The following is a 20646-nucleotide window of genomic DNA, read 5'->3' on the forward strand; positions in this document are numbered from 1 at the left end:
TCCTTGGCTCATGCACGCCAGAAGTCGGCGGCACCGGCCGGCAAGTGGGCCAATACGCGATCGAGCTTCGCTCCGTCGATGTTCTTCCGCAAGGCGGCCGCCACATCGGCAATCGCCGTATCCGGCGAAATATTGTGGTCTCCACGCAGCGCCTGCACTTCGAGCGTCATAGCCGTCCTTCCCGAAAATGGGCTTGTGGGCTCTTCGAGATCCCACTCGGCGATGAAAACCGCTCTTAGAACCGGCGGCAGCACGTCGGCAAACAGGATCGCATCCTCGACATCCAGCCGGCGGCGAAAGGTCTGCAGCACCGCCTGAACCATCGTATAAGCCTGGTTCGTCGTCTGGAGTCCTGCGATATCGCGGGCATCGACGATGAAGCGGTCGAAATCGACCGAAGCCTGCCGATATTCCATCGGGATCGTCATCGTGTTCATCCGCCCTTGGGCCGCGGCTGCCAGTAGCGCCACGGTGCATACCAAAGATGCCTGTCCTTCAGGCGCTCGGGAACCGGGTCGAACCCATGGGTGCCGCCCGGGCCACAACGTGCGACGCGGAAAAGCGTCATCCAACCGCCGGCCCACAGGCCGTGGCGTGCGATTGCCTCATAGCCATATTCCGAACAGGTCGGCAGGTGCCGGCAGGCATTGCCGATGAAACTGGACAGGGTCAACTGATAGGCGCGGATAAAGGCCATGCCAAGCAGGCGCCCCGGTGTCTTGCGGAAAGGACCGGACCAATTGCGCCCGCCGCCCACAGACGCAGAACCGGCCGCTGGCGGATGTTCGCAATGCGGATCCCGGCACATGGCTCAGACGGCCGTCGCCAGACGCCTGGCCTCGATCTGGCCAATCGCATCGACGACAGCATCGAAAGTGAGCATGGTCGAGGCATGCCGGGCCTTGTAGTCCTTCACCGGCTTCAGGAAGCGCATATCCTCGAAACGGCCAGAGGGACCCTCGCCGTCGGCCTTCAGCATCGCCAGCATCTCATCGCGGGCCCTTCGGATTTCGCCCACCTGCGCGCCGACGACATGACGCGCCATGATCGACGACGATGCCTGCCCGAGCGCGCAAGCCTTGACGTCATGGGAAAAATCCGTGACCACGTCGCCATCCATCTTCAGCCAGATCCGGACCTTCGAGCCGCAAAGCTTCGAATGCGCAACCGCTTCGGCATCGGCATTTTCCAGAACCCCGATACGCGGGATATTACCGGCGAAGTCGAGAATACGATTGTTGTAGATGTCATCCATCATTTGACGCGATCCGGCTGATTTTTCGCGGTTTTGGGTGATCGGCGCATGATTTTCTCCTGTAGGCAGGAAAAAAGCACGACGCAGTCCCCTCGGCCTCTTTCATCTCTATGGCACCATACTATATGCTATGTCGTGTTGGGGCGACAGTTCCGCAAGAGGATCAAATGTCGCCTGTTGTTTGGGAAACCGTGCCGGACGGTCCATTGCACTGCTAAGCAAGGACCAGAAAGCCCCGGAGCCCGCCGACGGAACCCAAGCCTGCAGGGTTAGGCGAATGGCCAGTGGCGAGTTGTCCGAAAGATAAAACGTCAAGCAATCCCCGTATTGCGCAAAGAGGCCATTATGGATGCCATAGTGAAGAATTTCCCCGTGCTCGACAATGCGAGCGACCGGCCGACGCAAAAAGAGGCCGAGGACGCCGTGCGCGTTCTGCTGCGCTGGGCAGGTGAGGATCCGAGCCGCGAAGGTCTGCTGGATACGCCGGCCCGCGTAGCCAAATCCTATCGTGAGCTTTTCAGCGGTTACGATCTCGCAGCCGAAGACGTGCTTGGCCGTACCTTCGAAGAGGTTGCCGGCTACGACGACATGGTGCTGGTGAAGGACATTCCGTTCTATTCCCATTGCGAACACCATATGGTGCCGATCATCGGCAAGGCGCACGTCGCCTATCTGCCGAATGGAAGAGTGCTTGGGCTTTCGAAGATCGCCCGCGTGGTCGATATCTATGGTCGCCGGCTGCAGACGCAGGAATCGATGACCGCCCAGATCGCCAAGGCTATCGACGAATCGCTGGCGCCCCGCGGGGTTGCGGTGATGATCGAGGCTGAACATATGTGCATGGCGATGCGCGGCGTTCAGAAGCAAGGCTCGACAACGCTGACCACCACATTTACGGGTACGTTCCAGACCGAACCGGCCGAACAGGCCCGTTTCATGACGATGCTGCGGGGCTTCAAGTAAGGCTCCTGCCAACGGAGCCTTTCATGACGCTCACATTCGAGACCCCCTCCTCCAACAAGGCCGAACTGGAAAACGGTCCGGCCTTCACGCCCCGGTTCGATGAAAAGGGGCTGATCACCGCCGTCGTCACCGACGCGCGCGACGGCGAGTTGCTGATGGTCGCGCACATGAACGCGGAAGCGCTGGCGCTGACGATCGAGACCGGCGTCGCCCATTACTACAGCCGCTCACGCAAGAGCCTCTGGAAGAAGGGCGAAAGCTCCGGCAACCTGCAGACGGTGAAGGAAATACGCACCGATTGCGACCAGGACGCCATCTGGCTCAAGGTTTCGGTCGCCGGACACGACGCCACCTGCCACACCGGACGCCGCTCCTGCTTTTATCGCACCGTCGGCGTCGATGGTGGGCGGGCCACGGTTACCATCACCGACGACCACCAGCATTTCGACCCGGCCGAGGTCTATGACAAAAATTAAGCATTGCGCACCTTTTTGAGGCGGGTGCATACTGCGTTTATATTTTGGTAACCCAGCGGGCGCCTAATCCTTAGCAAGGATGCAGTTTTCCTGGGGACGGCGGCAAGCCGGGCAGTATTGCAGACTGTAGCGAATGTTTATCGACCCCGCCGCGCTCGGCGACAGGATCGATGATAATCTGAGTAACGGTGCCAGTCTTTCAGCGATGAATGAGGACAAGGCCGGCACCAGCGCTGGCTTGGCAGGTTTTCCTCCAGACAAGAGCGCTCATAACTATTGCGTGGTTCCAGGATCGAATCAGGTCTTCGGAAGTTTGAGTTAATGCATGGAGTGCCACGACGCCCTTCGCGCATTCTGAAGGACGTGTTGCGCTGCCAAGTGTTCGGCGGTGTTGGAGGTGCCGGATGTTGAACTGGACTTTTACGCGTAGCAGCCAAATTGCCGACCTGACCGACCCGGACGGGTCATCACTCTCGACAACACCATCAGAACCCGCCGTACCGCCCAGGCCGCCCAAGATCGCAATCGCGCTTGGCGGCGGCGCCGCTCGCGGCTGGGCACATATCGGCGTGCTCAGAGCGCTTGACGAGGAGGGCATCGAAGTCGGCATGATCGCCGGCACGTCCATCGGCGCCCTTGTCGGCGGCTGCTATCTCGCCGGCAGGCTCGACGAGCTTGAGACCTTCGCCCGCTCGCTGACCGTACGTCGGATTGCCGGCCTACTCGATTTCGCCATCGGCGGCGCCGGCCTTTTCGGCGGGCTGCGCCTGACCAAGCGCATGCAGGAACACCTGCAGGGCCTGAGCATCGAAAACCTCGACCGACCCTTTATAGCCGTTGCAACCGAAGTGCACAGCGGCCACGAGGTCTGGCTGGAAAAGGGCTCTCTGATCACCGCCATCCGCGCATCCTATGCTCTTCCCGGTATCTTCGAACCGATCAAGGCCAACGGCCGGACATTGATGGATGGCGCGCTCGTCAATCCGGTGCCTGTCTCAGTCTGCCGCGCGCACGAGCAGCAACTCGTCGTCGCCGTGAACCTCAACTACGACCTCTATGGCCGCTCTGCCGTCGTCAAGCACAGCGCCGGCAACGAGACCCAGGATATGCCGATCAACAAGGAGCCGACGCACCACTCCGCGCGCATGGGCATGACCAGCGTGATGGTTCAGGCCTTCAATATTATCCAGGACCGCATCTCGCGGGCACGCCTTGCCGGCGACCCTCCGGATCTAGCCTTGCATCCGAAGCTCAACGACATCGGGCTCTCGGAATTCCACCGTGCCGGAGAAGCGATCGATCGCGGCTATCAGGAAGCGAAAGCCAAGCTTGCCGAAATCCGCCGGATGCAGGAAGTCCTGGTCCGCTGACAACGGCGCAACGCCAGGATTTCGCGCGGCCCCAAGGGCCACCGTAACGGTCGCATATTTCGCGATGGCAAAAAGTGTTGTCGCGCGCTCGGCACGGCTGTTCGAGATTGTGCCGAAGACGGGTGACAAAAGGGCGGCAGAAACCGCCCCTTTCAATTATCCAGCTATATAGGCCTTGATGTGCTCGGCCTCCTGCTCCATCGCGCGAATGTGATGCTTGATCACGTCACCGATCGAAATAATGCCGGCCAGATGCCCATTCATTTCTACTGGCAGATGACGGGCTCGCAACTTGCTCATCATTTCCATCAGCGTATCGACGGACATTTCCTCGGTGCAGCAATAGACGTTCTGCCACATGACGGCCGAAACCGGCTTCTCCAGACAGGCTGCGCCGTGTTTGGCGATGGCGGCGACGATATCGCGCTCCGTCAGGATGCCGGCGATCTGATCATCCGCATCGATGATGATCACCGCGCCGATATGATTGTCACGTAGAAGGACTGCGGCCTGTTGAACCGTCATGCGAGGACCAACGGTCACGACGTTCCGGCCCTTTTCATTGAGTATCGCTTTTACTGACATGCGCACTTCTCCCCGTTGCGACGACGCCGGGTCGGCGGGGAAGGTTCCAGCCTGTCGTGTGCGGCACAGTCGGGCAACGGAACCTATACCCATCCGGTGACTGCAAGGCTGACGCGCCGCTCCTCAGAGACGCACTATACCTATGAGCACCCGGCCTTCACGGGCCGCACCGTCGATGGACGATATCGGCCGTTTCAAATGGTGCGCCAGCGTTCCGGGGAAATCAAGCGTTCTGACAATGATCGCAACAGGATCGCGCGTTATCAATCGCGTGGGTCGAACAACGCGAACAGGAGGAATCCAAAGAGGAAACCGCCGATATGCGCTTCCCACGCCACGCTGTCGGCGCCGCCAGGCGTGAACATGCCGAACCCGACGAGGAAATTCGTCAGGAACCAGATGCCACTGAAAACGACGACTGAGCGATTGGAGAGCGCCTCGCTGACGGAAAGCCTGCGGTTGAGGTGGGCAAACTGGCGGCTGATGCGGCCGCTTGGCGAAAACACGAATCGCGCCGCACCACCCATGAAGCCCGAAACGACCCCCGAGGCGCCGACCACGACGATCATCTCGCCCCAGTGAAAAACCGTGTGAAGCGCGACGGCAGCGGCGGCCGAAAGAGCCCAGAAGACAGCCAGTCGCGCCATGCCGATGCGCCGGACCACCGGTGCACCAAAGGCAACCATCCAGAAGATATTGAAGATCAGGTGCTCCCAGCTGCCGTGCAGGAACGAATACGTCACCGGGCTCCAGAGCCACGCGAGACTCTGCTCAGCAAGCGGATGATCATAGCGCGCCGGAAGGAAGGCGAAGTTCAGGATAATTTCCTGGTCGAGACCGTTCGAGAAGACATAGGTGCGAAGCGCATGAATGGCGACGAGGAACAATAGGATGCACGTCAGCCCCGCCGGTAGGTTGAACGCGGGCTCGCGCGTGCGCTGGACGGCGCCTTCCCGCTCCGCCTCCGGTGGCGTCGCTGCCTGATCTCGTTCCATGGTTGCTGCTCTCTTCCGTCCGCATGTCCGTTTCAATCCGACCCAGTCGGCCGGGCAATTGTGCATCGCCGGACAGCGCGCCCAGCCATAAGCAAACAAAAAAAGACCGTCCAGTAAAAACTGAACGGTCGGTGAGCTCCCAATACCCCGAGCTCGAAATCTGTGCCTAAGGCAATCCTTCGTGAAGTGATGTTCATTCAAGTGCCAGCCCGCTGCGGCCGAAGCAATCGAAACCGTTTGTTAACCTTAATTTCCAGGTGGCACGGAATTCGCTCTGTCATCGGCACAACCGGAATGAGCGGTCGATTTTGTGCCGGATCGACACACAGATCGCGCGAAATGGAATGAACGACATCATGCGCAGCAAGACATCAACGCAGTTGTTCCAGTATTGGAACCTCATTCGTGGCGACCGTGAACTACCGCGTCGCGACGAAATCGAACCGTCGGCCATCCGCACACTCCTGCCTGACCTCTTCATCCTTGAGCGGGACCGTTTCGGCAGTATAAAATTCCGCCTTGCTGGAACGCATGTCTGCGCCCTCTTCGGCCAGGAACTGCGCGGCCAGCAGTTCGGCACACTCTGGTTCGGGACCCAGGCTGGTAGAACGCTTCAGGTCAGCCGGCAAGTGATGGCACGACACGTGCCCGTCATGCTGTCGGCGATGGCACTGACCGAAGACAGGAGAGAACTGGAGATCGAGGCGCTGCTCCTTCCCCTCGCCTCCAACGAAGGTCACAGTGACCGCATTCTCGGTTCTCTCTCGCCATTGTCGCGCCCGTACTGGTTGCACGCCGCACCCGTCAGCGGTCTCGATGTTAGGGGCCTCAGGGTGCTCGATCCCGATCGAACGGCGGCGCTCCTAAGGGAACCGGCCATGGACGATGCATTTCCTCCTGGAATCCGGCGGGTGCAGCACCTGCGCGTCTTTGAAGGCGGCCGCGACGCCTGAGACCACACACCTGTGTCAAGACCGGCGCAGACACCAACCGCAGGGCGAACATTCTATTAACCGGATCGCACTATGCTTCGCGTGCCAAGATACGCCATGCAGAGTGATCATGTTCTCGTTCCAGCAAGCTCAAAATACCGGTCCGAAGCCGCACCAGGAAGGCGCATTTCAGCGCGTTTCGGTGAATCTCACCGGGCGACTGATGCTTGCCAACCACGACGAATTCGACTGCACCGCCGTCGACATGTCACCCGGTGACGTGCTTTTGTCGTCGCCAGCCCGCCCGCGTGCCGGCGAACGCATCATTGCCTACATTGATCACGTCGGTCGGCTCGAAGGCACCGTGTCTCGGCTTGCCGAAAACGCCTTCGTCATCCAGCTCAACGCCACGGAACGCAAGCGCGAGAAGCTTGCGGCGCAATTGACGTGGATTGCCAACAAGCACGAACTCGGCCTTCCGGAAGATCGCCGCCACGATCGCCTTGCTCCGCGCAAGACGCTGACCGAGCTGACGCTCGATACCGGCGCCAAATATCCCTGCCGCATCATCGACCTTTCGATGTCCGGCGCTGCGGTGGATATTGAAAACCGCCCCCCGATCGGCACGCAGATCAAGCTCGGCAACATGAAGGGCAAGATTGTCCGTCATTTCCAGGAAGGCGTCGCCATCGAATTCTCGGGCGTCCAGTCCCGCGAAGCCCTGACGGAATTCCTCTAAACCGCATCGCGGCCCCTTCGCGGACTGCGCTTCAAACTCTAGTGATGCGCATGACAGTATCGCAAAGTCCCTGCGTCCTTTTGCACGTAGGCTTTGGGCGGACTCCGGTCGCCTCCTCAACGGCATTGCCGCCCCTCAATCGTGACAATTCGTCCTCGGCGGCATCCGTATGCGGCCGACCATAATCGGTAACGTCGGAGCGGTAAACCGCCCCGGGCCAGGGCCATTCCGGCCCCACACTCTCAACGATCGAAGTGATGTTTCCGCGCGTCCGCTCCGACCGCGGCGCCTTGTTGCTCCATTTCAGCACAGCCCGTATTCGCTTTACCGATTTTCGGGCACAACTTTTTTCAAATATTTTTTCTCAATATTTTCGCTCCTCGCGTTGATTTCACGTTGAAACCAAGCATCGGGGCCGAACGTAAAGTGGGGAAATTGCCCTTCCCCGGCACATCCCGCTGCCGCCATGCACCCACGCATCGGCACGCTATCCGTCGATATGGGCCCGCAAAACGCCATCCTTGCAACCATTTGGATACTTAACAGATTTCAGTTCTGTGATCGACGGCCGATCAAGATCGATAAAATTTGAATCAAATTCGACTAAAATATATCTCAAAATCTATTCTTATTTTATTCTGATACGATTTTCATTTGTACTTTGTTTTACCTCGCATGTTCGCCGGCGGTAAAAATGTCCGTGCCATTGTCGAACCATAACGGGGAGACAATCATGCTCAAGACAATCACCAAGATGATCGCTGTCGCCGCACTTTTCACCGGCGGCCTGATCGAAGGCGCAATGGCCCTTCCGGCGAACATGACCGTGACCGGTGCGACCAACCCGCCGATCGGCCACTATGAGTTCTGCAAGATCAATCCGGGCGAGTGCCGCTCGAACGGCGGCGATCGCGGCCCGATGGTTCTGACGCGGGAAGGCTGGCAGAAGATTCTCGAGGTCAACTACGACGTCAACCAGGCGATCACGCCAATGACCGACATGGAAATCCACGGCGTCGAAGAAAAGTGGTCCTATCCGGACAGCGTCGGCGACTGCGAAGACTACGTTTTGCTGAAGCGTCGCAAACTCATCGAAAGCGGCTTCTCCGCCTCTGACCTTCTGATCACCGTCGTCCTTCAGCCGAACGGCGATGGCCATGCGGTGCTGACCGTCCGCACCGATCGCGGTGACTTCATCCTCGACAACATGCGCAACAAGGTGCTGCTGTGGTCGGACACCGAATACACCTACCTCAAGCGGCAGTCGACAGAACATGCCGGCCGTTGGGTCAAGCTGCAGGATGGCCGTACGGTCGCGGTCGGCAGCGTCCGCACCCAGTAAGCCCTCATGGAACAAGCCGTGGCGCGGTTGGGTGATTTCCCGCGCCACTCTCAGCTATCCGGGCTTCGGTCAGTCCCATCCCCGTTTCAGATCAGGCCCTGGCCGGTTCCGCTGCCCCTCGGAACCGGCCTTTTCTATTCTCGGCTGCCCCACTGAGCCAAGATCAAATTCAAGTCGGCGGAAGACGTGTGCTGATTTCATCGAAAATTAACCGTCTTCGACCAGCGTCAGGCAAGTAAACCCTGCCAGAGTCCAACTGACGCTACCGACCGACCACCGGCAGCTGAACCGCCACATATCGCGCGGCTACCACAACGGGACGCCCCCTCGATGAGCACCTCTTCCAACGGGAACTCGGAGCCGGAATTCAGCCCGCTTCTATCAGGACGCTTCGTCTACAAAATCACCGCGGCAGTTGTCGCGCTCGCCGCAATCACCGCGGCACTTTCGCTCTCGGGGCGTTGGTTCGGTGAAAACCTCGCGCTGGCCGGCCACACGTCGAGCCTCACGCCCTACGATATCTTCATCGGCCAGGATCACCTGCGCCTGCCCGCAAACGTCATCCGTTTTGAAACCCAGCGGGCGACCTCGATCGCCGAACGCGTCGACATCTATCTGACCTGGCCAGCGCTCGAAGGCTACAGCGACGACAACCGCCAGCTCTTCAATGACCTCAATCGTCCGGAGACCCTGATCTTCCTGCAGATCTCGCAGAGCACGATGTCGCGCGACATGTCTGGCCGGCTCGAGCCTATCTACACCCAGGTCTTCGGCGGCGCAGCAAGTCCCGGCCCCAACGGGCTGACCCGGCACGACGTCAAGGCGACGTCGAGCTATGCCGGCGAGGCTTTCTTCACTGCCGCGCGCGAAAAGGAGCCGCCCTATGTCGTACGCTGCCTGGAGCCCGGCGCAAACGAGATCCCCACGAGCGCGGACTGCCAGCGCGATATCCATGCCGGCAAGGACCTGGTCGTTCTTTACCGCTTCTCCCGCAATCTGCTGCCGCAATGGCGCGAAATCGACAAGGCTGTGGGTGGCTTCGTGAAAAGCCATCTCGTGCCCTGATTTCGTCCAAGTGGTGTGGTGCTGGCTTCAGCGCCGCACCATTGCGCTACACCGGTATCACCTCTGTACAAATGCGTCGGATCCCGGAAACCAATCATTCATCATAAACCGATTGGTAACGCTATGCCGATACTGTCTCAGGAACGGTCGTTCCCGGAGGCGGCGTCCGGACAACACCCATGACATGAGAATGAAGAGTAGCGTAGTGTCCCAATCAGGTTTTCTTGATCTCGCGAAACGCCCGTTCGGCGCTTTTTCAAAGATGGTAGGACGGATCGTCCTTGCGGGCGCCGTCGCATCGGTTGCCTTCGCAGCACCCGCTTTGGCCAACCCGAAATATTCGGGCATCGTCGTTGACGCGAAGACCGGCAAGGTTCTCTACGGCGAAGATGCCGACGAGTTGCGCTACCCCGCTTCGCTGACCAAAATGATGACGCTCTATCTGGCGTTCGAGGCGCTCGAAGCCGGTCGGATCAGCAAGTCGACGCCGGTTCCCTTCTCGAAAAATGCCTCCGCCGAACCGCCATCGAAACTCGGCGTGCGCGCGGGGCAGTCGATCACGGTCGAGCAGGCGATCCTGTCGCTCGTCACCCGTTCCGCCAACGACGCCTCGACGGCGCTCGGCGAACTGCTGGGTGGCTCGGAGCAGCGTTTTGCCCGCATGATGACCAACAAGGCGCGTGCGCTCGGCATGACCCGCACCACCTATCGCAACGCCAACGGCCTGCCGAACACCGAACAGCGCACGACGGCGCGCGACCAGGCACGCCTCGGTCTCGCGCTTCGCCAGCATTTTCCGCAGTATTACGATTACTTCTCCACGCGCAGCTTCCGCTTCGGCAAGCAGACGATCGGCAACCACAATCGCCTGCTCGGCAATGTGCGTGGCGTCGACGGTATCAAGACCGGTTATACCCGCGCCTCGGGCTTCAATCTGGTGACCTCGGCCCAGCTCGAGGGTCGCAGCATCGTCGCTGTCGTCATGGGCGGTAGCTCCGGCGCCAGCCGTGACGCCCAGATGCGGCGCCTGGTGGCAAAATACATGCCGGCCGCATCGCGCCGCGGCGGTGGCAACCTGATCGCCGAAACCGCACCGACGCCGGCCGCCCCCGTGGCCGAACAGCCGATCGCTGTCGCACAGGTCGCGGAAACACCGGTCGCCAGCCCGGTCGCAGCCGCCGCCGGCCTCGACCTGCCGAACACCGGACCGGTTCCGGCCGTGCGCTACGATGGCGAAAATACCAATAGTGTGCAGATGGCCTATGCCGGGACCAAGCGCGCATCGGACAACCCGGTCCTCTCGCCGAAGATCGTCCCCAATACGCTCGACGCCCAGAGCATCAAGCTGTCGCGCCAACCGGTCGCTGCAGGCATGGTCGACGCCCAGATCACCAATTCCGTTCCCAAGCGCGAGCCGGTTGCTGCCGAAGCCGAACCTCAAACTGTTCCGCAGCCTCAGGGTTGGGTCATCCAGATCGGTGCGACGCCGGATAAGGACCAGGCCATGACGCTGCTCGGCAACGCCAAGGACAAGGGTGGCAAGGCGCTTAGCAAGGCCACGCCCTTTACCGTCGCCTTCAGCAATGGCGGCGCTCAGGTCTACCGTGCGCGCTTTGGCGGGTTCGACGACCAGAATGCGGCGGTCAACGCATGCAGGGCATTGAAGAAGAAAGGTATTTCCTGCTGGGCCGCCCAGCAGTAGACGGCATCTAGTTTCGGTGGCCGATCTGTTAGTCCGGCCACCCTCCTCGGTTTTGTAAAGCGTACGAGGTTAGTTATGGCAATGAACGAGAATGTTCCGGGTGTCACTCCCTTGCCGGGGCGACGGGCGAAACCGTCGCGCATCAATCTGCATCCGCTGCATGAAGCAGCGATGCGCATTGCCGATCTCGGTCTGAACCGCCCGAAAGCGAAGACCAAGGATCTGGTGGGCATGCTGCTGACACATGGCGCAAGGGCCTGGCGCTCGACACAGCCACGCGCCGGCATCCATCTTCACGTGACGGCGCCCGGTCGTCGCCAGCCGCTGAAGATGCGCATCCTCTGAATATTCTGAGATTGAAAGGCGGCTTCGGCCGCCTTTTTCGTCTGGCTAGAGCACTTCCGTCTTAAACGGAGTCATTGAAGCGTTCAATTTCTTTGGTTTTTCGCATTTCCTTGCGGAAAACCGCTTCGCACTTTTCCTGGAAAGGCTCTTAGAGCAGGCCGAGTTCCGCGAGCTCGCGCCGGAGTTCGAGAGGCATTTCGGCTCCATCGCCCGAAAGCGACGCCAGATCTCGAGGCGCTTCGTTAGCCTTGAGATAGCGCCAGCCCTGGAATGCCCGCCGCGGCTGCAACTCCGTTTCAACGACTTCGGGCCCGAGCAGCAGATTGCAGCGACCGATCCCCTCACCGTCCGTAAAGGTCTCGATGCCGATCAGCGGCTGGCGCGCCTGAACCTGGCCTTTGATGACCCAATAGAGCGAGCCGCCTTCCAGCAGCTCGTCCGTTCGCTTCGGGACCATGCGCGTCGTATGGTACGAATGCGGTTCAAGGCCGGCGGCAATCGCGGTCAAGGCCTTGCGCGAAACCCATTCGCGCAGATCCTCGATCGATTCCGCTCCGACGCAGAGCTTTATGAGATGCAGAGACATGGCTGTTTTTGAACACCCGTCCGGCCGTCACGGTCAAGCGAATTGCGCAGCGTCATCCACAATCACTCGTGCGCCACTCAACATTCGACGACATTGACCGCCAGGCCGCCGGTCGAGGTTTCCTTGTATTTCTCGTTCATGTCGACGCCGGTCTGGCGCATGGTTTCGATGCAGGCGTCAAGCGGCACAAAGTGCTGACCATCGCCCTTGAGCGCCAGCGACGCTGCGGTTACGGCCTTGACGGCGCCGAGCGCGTTGCGTTCGATACAAGGCACTTGCACCAGACCGGCGACCGGATCGCAGGTCATGCCGAGGTGGTGCTCAAGCGCGATCTCAGCCGCGTTTTCGATCTGCTCGGGCGAACCGCCCATGACGGCGGCAAGTCCCGCTGCCGCCATGGCCGAGGCGGAACCGACCTCGCCCTGACAGCCGACTTCGGCGCCCGAAATCGACGCGTTGTGTTTGATGATGCCGCCGATGGCAGCTGCCGTCAGCAGATAGTCGCGAACGCCGTGCTGATCGGCATCGTCGTGGAAATGCATGTAGTAGCGGATGGTCGCTGGAACAACGCCGGCGGCACCGTTCGTCGGCGACGTCACCACGCGCCCGCCAGCCGCGTTTTCTTCATTGACCGCCATGGCGTAGACGCTCAGCCAATCGTTGGCGAGCAGCGGGTTGATCTTGTTGGAGCGCCATTCTTCTTGCAGCTTGTCGTGAATGGAACGGGCGCGGCGGCGCACCTTCAGACCACCCGGCATGATACCATCCTGGCTGAGGCCACGATCGATGCAGCTGCTCATGGCGCCCCATATACGGTCGAGCCCCTCATTCAGTTCCTGGGGCGACATGGTGCATTCTTCGTTTGCCCGCTTCATCTGCGCGATCGTCATGCCCGACCGAGCCGCCATATCCAGCATTTCCTGGGCGGTGCTAAACGGGAACGGCACCTTGACGCCGGCAGGCTTGTTCTTGGAAGCACGCATGGCGTCGAGTTCCGTGTCGGTCACAACGAAACCGCCACCGATCGAATAATAGATGCGCTTGAGCAGAAGGCGGCCGTCCTTGTCGAAGGCCGAGAACGACATGCCGTTGGCGTGGCCCGGCAACGGCACCTTCTTGTCGAAGATCAGATCGGTCTTCGGCTGAAATTCATAAGACGGATGGCCCGGCGGCGTTATGCGCCCGGTGCGCTCGACTTCATCGATCAGCACATCCATGCGGTCGGGATCGACGCGATCGGGACGCTCACCGACCAGCCCGAGCACAACTGCCCTGCCCGAGCCATGGCCGATGCCCGTGTGGGCAAGCGAGCCGTGCAGGCTGACCTTGATGGCGGCGACGGAGGCATGCGACGGACGCGGCCATTCGTCGGACAGGATGAGTTCGAGAAAACGATTGGCGGCCGACATCGGGCCCATCGTATGCGAACTCGAAGGACCAATGCCGATCTTGAAGACGTCGAAGACGGAAAGAAACATGAATTGCCTGCCCGGAGCCTGAACATATGCCGCCCAGCCCATCGCCGGATGCCGTCATATGCATGATTGCACAGTCGATACAAACCTCGATCTCTCAGGACCGAAGCAGTACCCTCACCCTTAGATATAGGATCAAACCCTAAGCCATCCTATCCCTGTCGATCAGGCGATCAACCGACATCTGATCCCGTTGGTGCGACATTGCCCTGGCGAACTGGGCAGCAGCCACCGGGCCTGACGATACGATCGCCGGAATCAAAACAGCGCGGCTTCTGCGAAGCCGCGCTGTCAATCAGAGGACTTTTGGGTATCAAAGGCCGCCGAAAAGATAAGCAAGAACAAGAACGCCAGCGAAACCGGCTACGGCGCGAGCAGTCACGCCCCAGCAAGACTTCTGTATTGTATTGTCCATGATGTCTCCGAAAAACTCTCAACGGCTGCGGGCCACACATCAAGGGCCCGTGCATGGCGCCACCCATACTGAAGAAAGTGTAAAGACGCAACGGTGAAATATGGCGGAAAGGTGACAGGGAGGCATCCGCTCTCCAGCCAACACAGCAAACGTTGGAGTTCGCGCATTTTTGCCGGAAGAAATTCCGCCGCAATTTCATCACACTAGTTGATGCGGCGCCGATTCTACACAGGCTCGCCGACCTTGCAATTTCCAAAAGCCATGCCAAAAACACGTGTATGACCTTCGAAGATTACATAGCACTTACCGTGTTCATCCTGCTGTGGGCCGGCTTCAGCTGGGCGACAGACGGTACCCGTGGCTTCAAACGCATCAGTCTCACGCGACTGATGAACGAGCACCGTGGCCGGTGGATTCGCAATTCTCTCAACCGCGACCTGAAGATGATCGATACGCAGATCATTGCAGGGCTGCAGGCTGGAACCGCGTTCTTCGCCTCGACAACGATCTTCGCGCTCGGCGGTTGCTTCGCTCTCCTGGGCGCGACCGAGCAGGCACAGATGATCTTCGCCGACATGCCCTATGTCTTTCACGGGGGCCGGACGGCCTTCGAGCTGAAGGTCGCAGGGCTCACCTGCCTCTTCGGCTATTCCTTCTTCAAGTTCGGCTGGTCCTATCGCCTGTTCAACTACTGTTCCATCCTCATGGGCGGCATACCGATGACGGCAGACATGATACGCGACCGGCACGCCGCCGAAATTGCGGCCGAACGCGCGGTGCGCATGAACGTACTGGCGGCCAAGCACTTCAATGCCGGCCTCAGGGCAATCTTCCTGTCGATCGGCTATCTCGGCTGGTTCATAAGCCCCTACGCGTTCGTCGGCCTGACAGTCTTCGTCATCTTCGTTCTGACGCGCCGGCAGTTCTTCTCCGAGGCGCGCGCGGCCCTGTTGGAAGATGCCGCCCGCTAAGCTACCGCTGCGATACGCCCCGGACATCCCAGGACGGGGATCCAGGCGCAATCTCATTTTCCAAGCAATCAAAGCCGGTCTGGCGCAAGCCTGACCTGCCAGTCTCATTTGCGCCAACAGGATGGCGAACACCATGTCCGATACCAACATGAGCTCAACCGTTGAACCGCAGCCGACGACCAGCGCCCGTCGCCGACTCGTCTTTATCGATGTGGCGCGCGGCCTGGCGCTGGTGGCCATGGCGCTCTACCATTTCGTCTGGGATCTGGAATTCTTCGGCTATGTCGCGGCCGGGACCGCCGGCACCGGTGGATGGAAGATGTTTGCGCGCCTGATCGCCAGCAGCTTCCTGTTTCTGGCTGGTTACAGCCTGGTGCTCGGGCAACGGCCGAGGATCCGTTTCGATGCCTTCATGCTTCGTTTTGCCAAGATTGCCGGCGCTGCCGCACTGATCAGCATTGCGACCTGGTTCGCCTTCCCTAACACCTTCATATTTTTCGGCATCCTCCATTCTATTGCCGCGGCGAGCCTTGTCGGCCTCCTCTTCCTCCCCCTTCCGGCGATCGTTTCGTTCGCGGCCGCAGCGGCCGCCTTTGCCGCTCCGCTCTATCTCCGCTCCGCGATCTTCGACGCGCCCTATCTCTGGTGGGTCGGCCTTTCCGAAACGATCCCGCGCTCGAACGACTATGTGCCGCTGCTGCCGTGGCTCGCACCTTTTCTCCTCGGCCTCGGCACCGCAAAACTGGTGCATGCGCGCCTGGCAACAGCCCTTGCAAAGCGCCCGACCGACGACGGAAAGACACGGCTGTGGACGAAAGCACTGGTCTTCGGAGGACGTCACAGTCTGGCCATATACCTCCTCCACCAGCCGCTGCTTATCGGATTGGTCTATCTCTTCTCGCTGATCTCACCGCCGACACTGCCGGATCCCAAGCAAGCCTACCGCACGAACTGCGTCGAGGCATGCAGCCGTGGCAATCCGGCCGTGCCCTGTGACGCCTTCTGCGGATGCACCCTCGACCAGCTGGTGGAACAGAACCTGTTCGACGACCTGAACAGGGGAAAGATCAACGTGAACACGGATGAACGCATTGCGCGAATCGCCGGCCAATGCACAATGGACGTGCAATCAGGGGACTAGGACATGAATGCCTATCGTGCCAAGCCGCTGAGTTTCCCATGGCCGGCCCTGCTCTACGGGACCGCCACCATCGCAGCCTTGCTGCTTGCACGATACTCACCCATCCCGGTGGCTCATGGCCACGGCTGGGTACCCTGGATTTCAGGCGGCATCCTTATCGCGACAGCAATCTGGCTTGATCTGTGGGCTGTCAAGACGCTGCTGGACCGCCACACGGCCGTGCTTCCGCACCGATGCGCCACGTGCCTCGTCACTTACGGACCGTTCCGCTTCACCCGCAATCCGATCTATCTCGGCTACACGCTGATGATGATCGGCTTCGGCCTGATCACGCTCAATCCGTGGTTCTTCATCATGGCAGTTGCAGCGGTGATGCTCACAACGATCTTCGCCATCCGCCACGAAGAGCGGCATCTGCTTTCGCGTTTCGGCTTCGAGTTCGAGCGCTACTGCCGGCATACGAGCCGCTGGATCTGATCGGCCAAGCCAAGGCAACAAAAAAGGCGGCCAAGAGCCGCCCTTCTCAATCCCTAAACCTGCTGACGAGGCACTCGATCAGGTGCCGACGCCAATCTCGGCGAGACGCGTCAGACATGCCTCCTCGACATTGTCGAGTTCGGTGAGCGTGTCCTCGATATCCTTGCGCTTCTGCCGTAGCTCTTCGCGCTTGGCCTCGACGCGGCTCATCAGCAACTGCAACTGACCGAGTTCGCCCGGTGGGTCCTTGTAGACCTGAATGATCTCGCGAATTTCGGCGATCGTGAAACCGATGCGGCGGCCCCGGAGAATCTCCTGTATCAGCCGGCGATCCGCCGGTCGAAACATGCGGGTCCGTCCGCGACGCTCCGGGTGAATGAGGCCCTCGTCCTCATAGAACCGCAGCGTTCGGGTCGAAATGCCGAATTCCCGCGTCAATTCGGTAATGCTATAGTACTTATTCACGCTGCCATTCCATGATTTCTTGACATTCACTATCGTTGACCTTGACGTAAAAGTCAAACAACCGCGATGTCACGTGACGTGAAACCACCATGTGGCGATGCCGAGAAAACTGGAGAAGCCGGTAATATCGGTAATCGCCGTCACGAACACGGCGGAAGACACCGCGGGGTCGGCCCCGAAACGTTCCAGAAGCAGCGGAACCATGATGCCGGCAAGCGCTGCGGCCATCATGTTGATGAGCATGGCGGTCGCGATGATGCCGCCGATATTCGGATCCTGAAACCAGAGGCCGGCCAGAAGGCCGATCAACGTGCCGAAAATCATGCCGTTGAGCAGGCCTACCCCCGCTTCACGCCGGATGATTCTCGGTGCGTTGTGAATGTCGAGGCCGCGGGTCGCAAGCGCGCGGACCGTCACGGTCATGGTCTGCGAGCCGGCATTGCCGCCCATGCCGGCGACGATCGGCATCAAAATGGCAAGCGCCACGATCTGCTGGATCGTCGCATCGAAAATGCCGATAACCGAGGCGGAGATACACGCCGTCATCGAATTGATGAACAGCCACGGCACGCGTGAGCGCGAAGCCTCGGCGACCGAGTCCGACAACTCCTCATCGCCGACGCCGCTCAGACGCAGCAAGTCTTCCTCCGCCTCTTCCTGGATGACGTCGACGACATCGTCGATGGTCAGAACCCCGACGAGCCGGCCGTTGTCGTCGACTACGGCTGCCGAGAGAAGATCGTATTGCTCGAAAAGCTGCGCTGCCTCTTCCTGGTCCATCTCGGCCGGAATGGCATGGCTGGTGTCGCGCATGATGGCGTCGACCTTGATCGAGCGCTTGGAGCGCAGAACCTTGTCGAGATCAACGGCGCCCAGGAGCTTGAAGGTCGGATCGATGACGAAAATCTGCGTGAAACTCTCCGGAAGGTCCGCGTCCTCACGCATGTAGTCGATCGTCTGGCCGATGGTCCAGAACGGCGGCACCGCGACGAACTCCGTCTGCATGCGCCGGCCGGCTGTGCTCTCGGGATAGTCCAGCGAACGGCGCAAGCGAACGCGTTCGGTAAAAGGCAGCTTCGCCAGGATCTCGTCCTGGTCCTCCTGATCGAGATCCTCGAGAATGTAGACGGCATCGTCCGAATCCATCTCGCCGAGCGCCTCGGCGATCTGCTCGTTGGGCAAATGCTCGACGATGTCGAGGCGGATGGCCTCATCGACTTCGGTCAGCGACGAAAGGTCGAAGTCCTTGCCAAGCAGCGAGACGAGCGCCAGGCGCTGGTCCGGCTGGATCGCCTCAAGCAGGTCGCCCATTTCCGACGAATGCAGGCCGGCGACATGTTGGCGTAGATAGATGGTATCGCGATCGGCAATCGCCGCACCGACATGCATCAGGAAGTCGGAACGCACCGAACCATCGTCGGCATAGATGTCCGCCCCGTCATAGGCGGGGATTTCTTCGGAACCGCGGTCGTCGTCGCCGGTATTGCTCATGAGCGCGCCCTCGAAACGATTGCCAACTTTCCAGCCCGCGATGCGCGGGCTCGGAAAGGGTACATCACTGTCGGTTTTGCTGCCCAGATCCTCCTCTAGGAATTGGGCCTTACAGCCCTGCTAGCGCAAAGCCTTGCCAAGGTCCACATCGCAGACGCAGACGTCGCCGCTGTGGCAACAGATTTATTCAAGCTGTTGCAAATACATGGGAAACGCTCATACGCGTCAACAGTCGACATCAACGGGGCGATCGGATAGCACTATGCGGCCGCAGCCGAGGAGCTTCAGATGGCGATCCGCCCCATTCTTCGTTTTCCAGATCCGTTGCTGAGCCGGGAAGCAAAGACCGTCGAGCAGTTCGACTCCGCCTTGCGCGCGCTCGCGGACGACCTTCTCGACACGATGCGCGCAGCGCCGGGGATCGGTATCACTGCGCCGCACATCGGCATCCTGCAACGCTTGACGGTGATCGAGCTCGACCGCGAAAGCGGTGTGCGTATCTTCGTCAATCCCGAGATCGTCTCGCGCTCGAACGACATGGTGAAACACGCCGAGGGTAGCGTTTCTATGCCGGGAATTTCCGAAGATATCGAGCGCCCTGGAGCCGTCCGCATTCGATATCAGACGCTCGATGGCGCCACGGTCGAAGAAGACGCGGATGGCCTGATGGCGATCTGCCTCCAGCATGAAATCGACCAACTCGACGGTATCTTCTGGACACAGCGCCTGTCGCGGCTAAAGCGGGAGCGCGCCATTAAGAAGTTCGAGAAGGCCACGAAGGAGTTGGCGCGAAACTAAGATGCCAAGCGCCCGCGTTCAGCAGGTCGAGCGGCGGGCAGGTTGTCGACCGAAGCCCGGATCTTCTGCTCGAAGAGAGCACGGCTAACTTCAAACACAGTTCAATTAAAGGATCAGCCTATGAGACCGACGCATGTCGCTATCGTCACCCTTCTCGCGCTCGCGGGATGCAACAGCGCATCCCCTAATCTGGAGCCGCTACCGGGCAGCCTCACCTACGGTGAGACCGGTCCAATGCGTAAGACGATAGCGGCGCCGGGCACTATGATCCAGAACCGCTTTATGCATCAGGGCACGATGGTCTTCGAGACATACGAAGTTCAGCCTGACCACACATATAAACTCCTGCGCCGGACAGTGGCCGATACCTGGTCGAACTGAAAACGCGGCTTTCTCGTAGAATGACAGAGGACGCCGGATCGCCAATTCGTTGGCATTTCGGCTTCTCTCATGCTTCGCAAACGCGGCTGCGATTTTGCCTCAAGATGGAACATTGTCGTTCGAATCCCGTTGTTTACGATGGCAACAACGGAGGTCATCCAATGAGCAAGAATCTGGATGAACGAGGCGATCCCAGCTCAGCAACACATGGCGCCGATCGGGAGAGTTTCACGGCGCGCGAAAGCCGTCAGGGTCCGCTGGGCGTGCGTGTTCTGGCAATCCTCGGTGCCGGCCTGTTCCTGGCGCTGCTTGTCTGGGGTGGCGCCGAAATCTGGGGCGAGAACAACGACAACGACCGGACCACGGCAGTCGATCAGGTCCAGCCACTACCATCGCCGGAACAGACCGGCAGTATCGAACAAGCAGGGCCGGGTCGTGGCACCGACTGACACCGCGCCGACCGCTGGTTCAAGCACTGGCGGTGAAACACAACAGGTTTCGCCCGACGGCACGGTTAAATGACAGAAGGTGCCCGTTCGGCTTTTCGCTGAGTAATGAAGATACCCCAACGCGCGCCCATCCTCGAAACGGAAGCCCGAAGACCGGTTGAAGCGCGATAAGCGAAAGCTTGGGGAAACTGGACAATGAACAATCCAGCTTTCGATAGGCGGAGAGCG

The 20646-nt window shown here is 60.0% G+C and carries 24 protein-coding genes; 15 read left to right on the forward strand and 9 right to left on the reverse strand.

The annotated features are described in order from the left end of the window. Positions 1–8: 8 nt before the first annotated feature. The 3 genes from ABIE33_RS00825 to ABIE33_RS00835 are packed head-to-tail and all read right to left on the reverse strand — an operon-like array spanning position 9 to position 1258. Positions 9–437 carry a DUF2267 domain-containing protein gene (locus tag ABIE33_RS00825; RefSeq protein WP_429120242.1) on the reverse strand — a complete coding sequence of 143 codons (429 nt, stop codon included), beginning with the start codon at positions 435–437 and terminating at the stop codon, positions 9–11. Beyond that, entirely contained in the window at positions 434–808 is a 375-nt protein-coding gene (gene yidD, locus ABIE33_RS00830) for a membrane protein insertion efficiency factor YidD (protein ID WP_429120245.1), read from the reverse strand. The genes ABIE33_RS00825 and yidD overlap by 4 nt, the downstream gene beginning before the upstream one ends. A gap of 3 nt (positions 809–811) precedes the next feature. Further along, entirely contained in the window at positions 812–1258 is a 447-nt protein-coding gene (locus tag ABIE33_RS00835; protein ID WP_429120247.1) for an iron-sulfur cluster assembly scaffold protein, read from the reverse strand. Between the two features lie 342 nt (positions 1259–1600). Here ABIE33_RS00835 and folE point away from each other — a divergent pair, with 342 nt between their 5' ends. From folE to ABIE33_RS00850, 3 genes are all read left to right on the forward strand, one after another. Next, positions 1601–2218, forward strand: a complete 618-nt coding sequence (gene folE, locus ABIE33_RS00840; RefSeq protein ID WP_429120250.1) for a GTP cyclohydrolase I FolE — start codon at positions 1601–1603, stop codon at positions 2216–2218. Between the two features lie 23 nt (positions 2219–2241). Beyond that, positions 2242–2694: a phosphoribosyl-AMP cyclohydrolase gene (gene hisI, locus ABIE33_RS00845; RefSeq protein ID WP_429120252.1), complete on the forward strand. Its 453-nt coding sequence runs from the start codon at positions 2242–2244 to the stop codon at positions 2692–2694. Between the two features lie 404 nt (positions 2695–3098). After that, complete coding sequence (locus ABIE33_RS00850) at positions 3099–4064, forward strand: patatin-like phospholipase family protein (RefSeq protein WP_429120255.1); 966 nt, start codon at positions 3099–3101, stop codon at positions 4062–4064. A gap of 156 nt (positions 4065–4220) precedes the next feature. On the opposite strand, the gene ABIE33_RS00855 is transcribed toward ABIE33_RS00850, so the two are convergent. Both ABIE33_RS00855 and ABIE33_RS00860 read right to left on the reverse strand, forming a co-directional pair. After that, positions 4221–4649: a CBS domain-containing protein gene (locus tag ABIE33_RS00855; protein WP_429120257.1), complete on the reverse strand. Its 429-nt coding sequence runs from the start codon at positions 4647–4649 to the stop codon at positions 4221–4223. 263 nt (positions 4650–4912) lie between these two features. Continuing rightward, entirely contained in the window at positions 4913–5644 is a 732-nt protein-coding gene (locus ABIE33_RS00860) for a rhomboid family intramembrane serine protease (protein ID WP_429120259.1), read from the reverse strand. A gap of 344 nt (positions 5645–5988) precedes the next feature. Here ABIE33_RS00860 and ABIE33_RS00865 point away from each other — a divergent pair, with 344 nt between their 5' ends. The 6 genes from ABIE33_RS00865 (at position 5989) to ABIE33_RS00890 (ending at position 11769) form a co-directional block, all read left to right on the forward strand. Then, the gene (locus tag ABIE33_RS00865) at positions 5989–6597 is read left to right on the forward strand and encodes a PAS domain-containing protein (RefSeq protein ID WP_429120262.1); all 609 of its coding nucleotides are present in this window, start codon (positions 5989–5991) and stop codon (positions 6595–6597) included. Between the two features lie 109 nt (positions 6598–6706). Then, complete coding sequence (locus tag ABIE33_RS00870; protein ID WP_429120264.1) at positions 6707–7315, forward strand: PilZ domain-containing protein; 609 nt, start codon at positions 6707–6709, stop codon at positions 7313–7315. Between the two features lie 733 nt (positions 7316–8048). After that, positions 8049–8657 carry a transglutaminase-like cysteine peptidase gene (locus tag ABIE33_RS00875; RefSeq protein ID WP_429120267.1) on the forward strand — a complete coding sequence of 203 codons (609 nt, stop codon included), beginning with the start codon at positions 8049–8051 and terminating at the stop codon, positions 8655–8657. A gap of 330 nt (positions 8658–8987) precedes the next feature. Beyond that, positions 8988–9722, forward strand: coding sequence for a hypothetical protein (locus ABIE33_RS00880; protein WP_429120270.1), 735 nt, complete (start codon positions 8988–8990; stop codon positions 9720–9722). Between the two features lie 184 nt (positions 9723–9906). Then, positions 9907–11424: an SPOR domain-containing protein gene (locus ABIE33_RS00885; RefSeq protein ID WP_429120273.1), complete on the forward strand. Its 1518-nt coding sequence runs from the start codon at positions 9907–9909 to the stop codon at positions 11422–11424. Between the two features lie 75 nt (positions 11425–11499). Further along, on the forward strand, positions 11500–11769 hold the full coding sequence (locus ABIE33_RS00890; RefSeq protein ID WP_077498392.1) for a hypothetical protein: 270 nt from the start codon (positions 11500–11502) through the stop codon (positions 11767–11769). Between the two features lie 148 nt (positions 11770–11917). Here the strand turns inward: ABIE33_RS00890 and ABIE33_RS00895 are convergent, their stop codons facing one another. Next, entirely contained in the window at positions 11918–12355 is a 438-nt protein-coding gene (locus ABIE33_RS00895; protein ID WP_429120276.1) for a DUF1489 family protein, read from the reverse strand. Between the two features lie 77 nt (positions 12356–12432). Beyond that, positions 12433–13833 (reverse strand): L-serine ammonia-lyase, encoded by a 1401-nt coding sequence (locus ABIE33_RS00900; RefSeq protein ID WP_429120279.1) that lies wholly within the window; start codon positions 13831–13833, stop codon positions 12433–12435. Between the two features lie 690 nt (positions 13834–14523). Here ABIE33_RS00900 and ABIE33_RS00905 point away from each other — a divergent pair. From ABIE33_RS00905 to ABIE33_RS00915, 3 genes are all read left to right on the forward strand, one after another. Next, positions 14524–15216 (forward strand): DUF599 domain-containing protein, encoded by a 693-nt coding sequence (locus tag ABIE33_RS00905; protein WP_429120280.1) that lies wholly within the window; start codon positions 14524–14526, stop codon positions 15214–15216. Positions 15217–15349: 133 nt separating this feature from the next. Next, complete coding sequence (locus tag ABIE33_RS00910) at positions 15350–16357, forward strand: DUF1624 domain-containing protein (protein ID WP_429120282.1); 1008 nt, start codon at positions 15350–15352, stop codon at positions 16355–16357. A gap of 3 nt (positions 16358–16360) precedes the next feature. Continuing rightward, the gene (locus ABIE33_RS00915; RefSeq protein ID WP_429120284.1) at positions 16361–16834 is read left to right on the forward strand and encodes a methyltransferase family protein; all 474 of its coding nucleotides are present in this window, start codon (positions 16361–16363) and stop codon (positions 16832–16834) included. A 78-nt stretch (positions 16835–16912) separates the two neighbouring features. Here ABIE33_RS00915 and ABIE33_RS00920 read toward each other — a convergent pair whose 3' ends face one another. Next, positions 16913–17299: a MerR family transcriptional regulator gene (locus ABIE33_RS00920; RefSeq protein ID WP_025426710.1), complete on the reverse strand. Its 387-nt coding sequence runs from the start codon at positions 17297–17299 to the stop codon at positions 16913–16915. 69 nt (positions 17300–17368) lie between these two features. After that, the gene (mgtE, locus tag ABIE33_RS00925) at positions 17369–18790 is read right to left on the reverse strand and encodes a magnesium transporter (RefSeq protein WP_429120286.1); all 1422 of its coding nucleotides are present in this window, start codon (positions 18788–18790) and stop codon (positions 17369–17371) included. Positions 18791–19078: 288 nt separating this feature from the next. Here mgtE and ABIE33_RS00930 point away from each other — a divergent pair, with 288 nt between their 5' ends. The 3 genes from ABIE33_RS00930 to ABIE33_RS00940 all read left to right on the forward strand — a co-directional run bounded on the left by ABIE33_RS00930 (position 19079) and on the right by ABIE33_RS00940 (position 20418). Then, complete coding sequence (locus ABIE33_RS00930) at positions 19079–19588, forward strand: peptide deformylase (protein ID WP_429120288.1); 510 nt, start codon at positions 19079–19081, stop codon at positions 19586–19588. A 120-nt stretch (positions 19589–19708) separates the two neighbouring features. After that, on the forward strand, positions 19709–19969 hold the full coding sequence (locus tag ABIE33_RS00935; RefSeq protein ID WP_429120290.1) for a hypothetical protein: 261 nt from the start codon (positions 19709–19711) through the stop codon (positions 19967–19969). A gap of 161 nt (positions 19970–20130) precedes the next feature. Beyond that, on the forward strand, positions 20131–20418 hold the full coding sequence (locus ABIE33_RS00940; protein WP_429120293.1) for a hypothetical protein: 288 nt from the start codon (positions 20131–20133) through the stop codon (positions 20416–20418). The last annotated feature ends 228 nt before the right edge of the window (positions 20419–20646 follow it).

The sequence above is a fragment of the Ensifer sp. 4252 genome (assembly GCF_050434565.1).
Taxonomy (GTDB): domain Bacteria; phylum Pseudomonadota; class Alphaproteobacteria; order Rhizobiales; family Rhizobiaceae; genus Ensifer.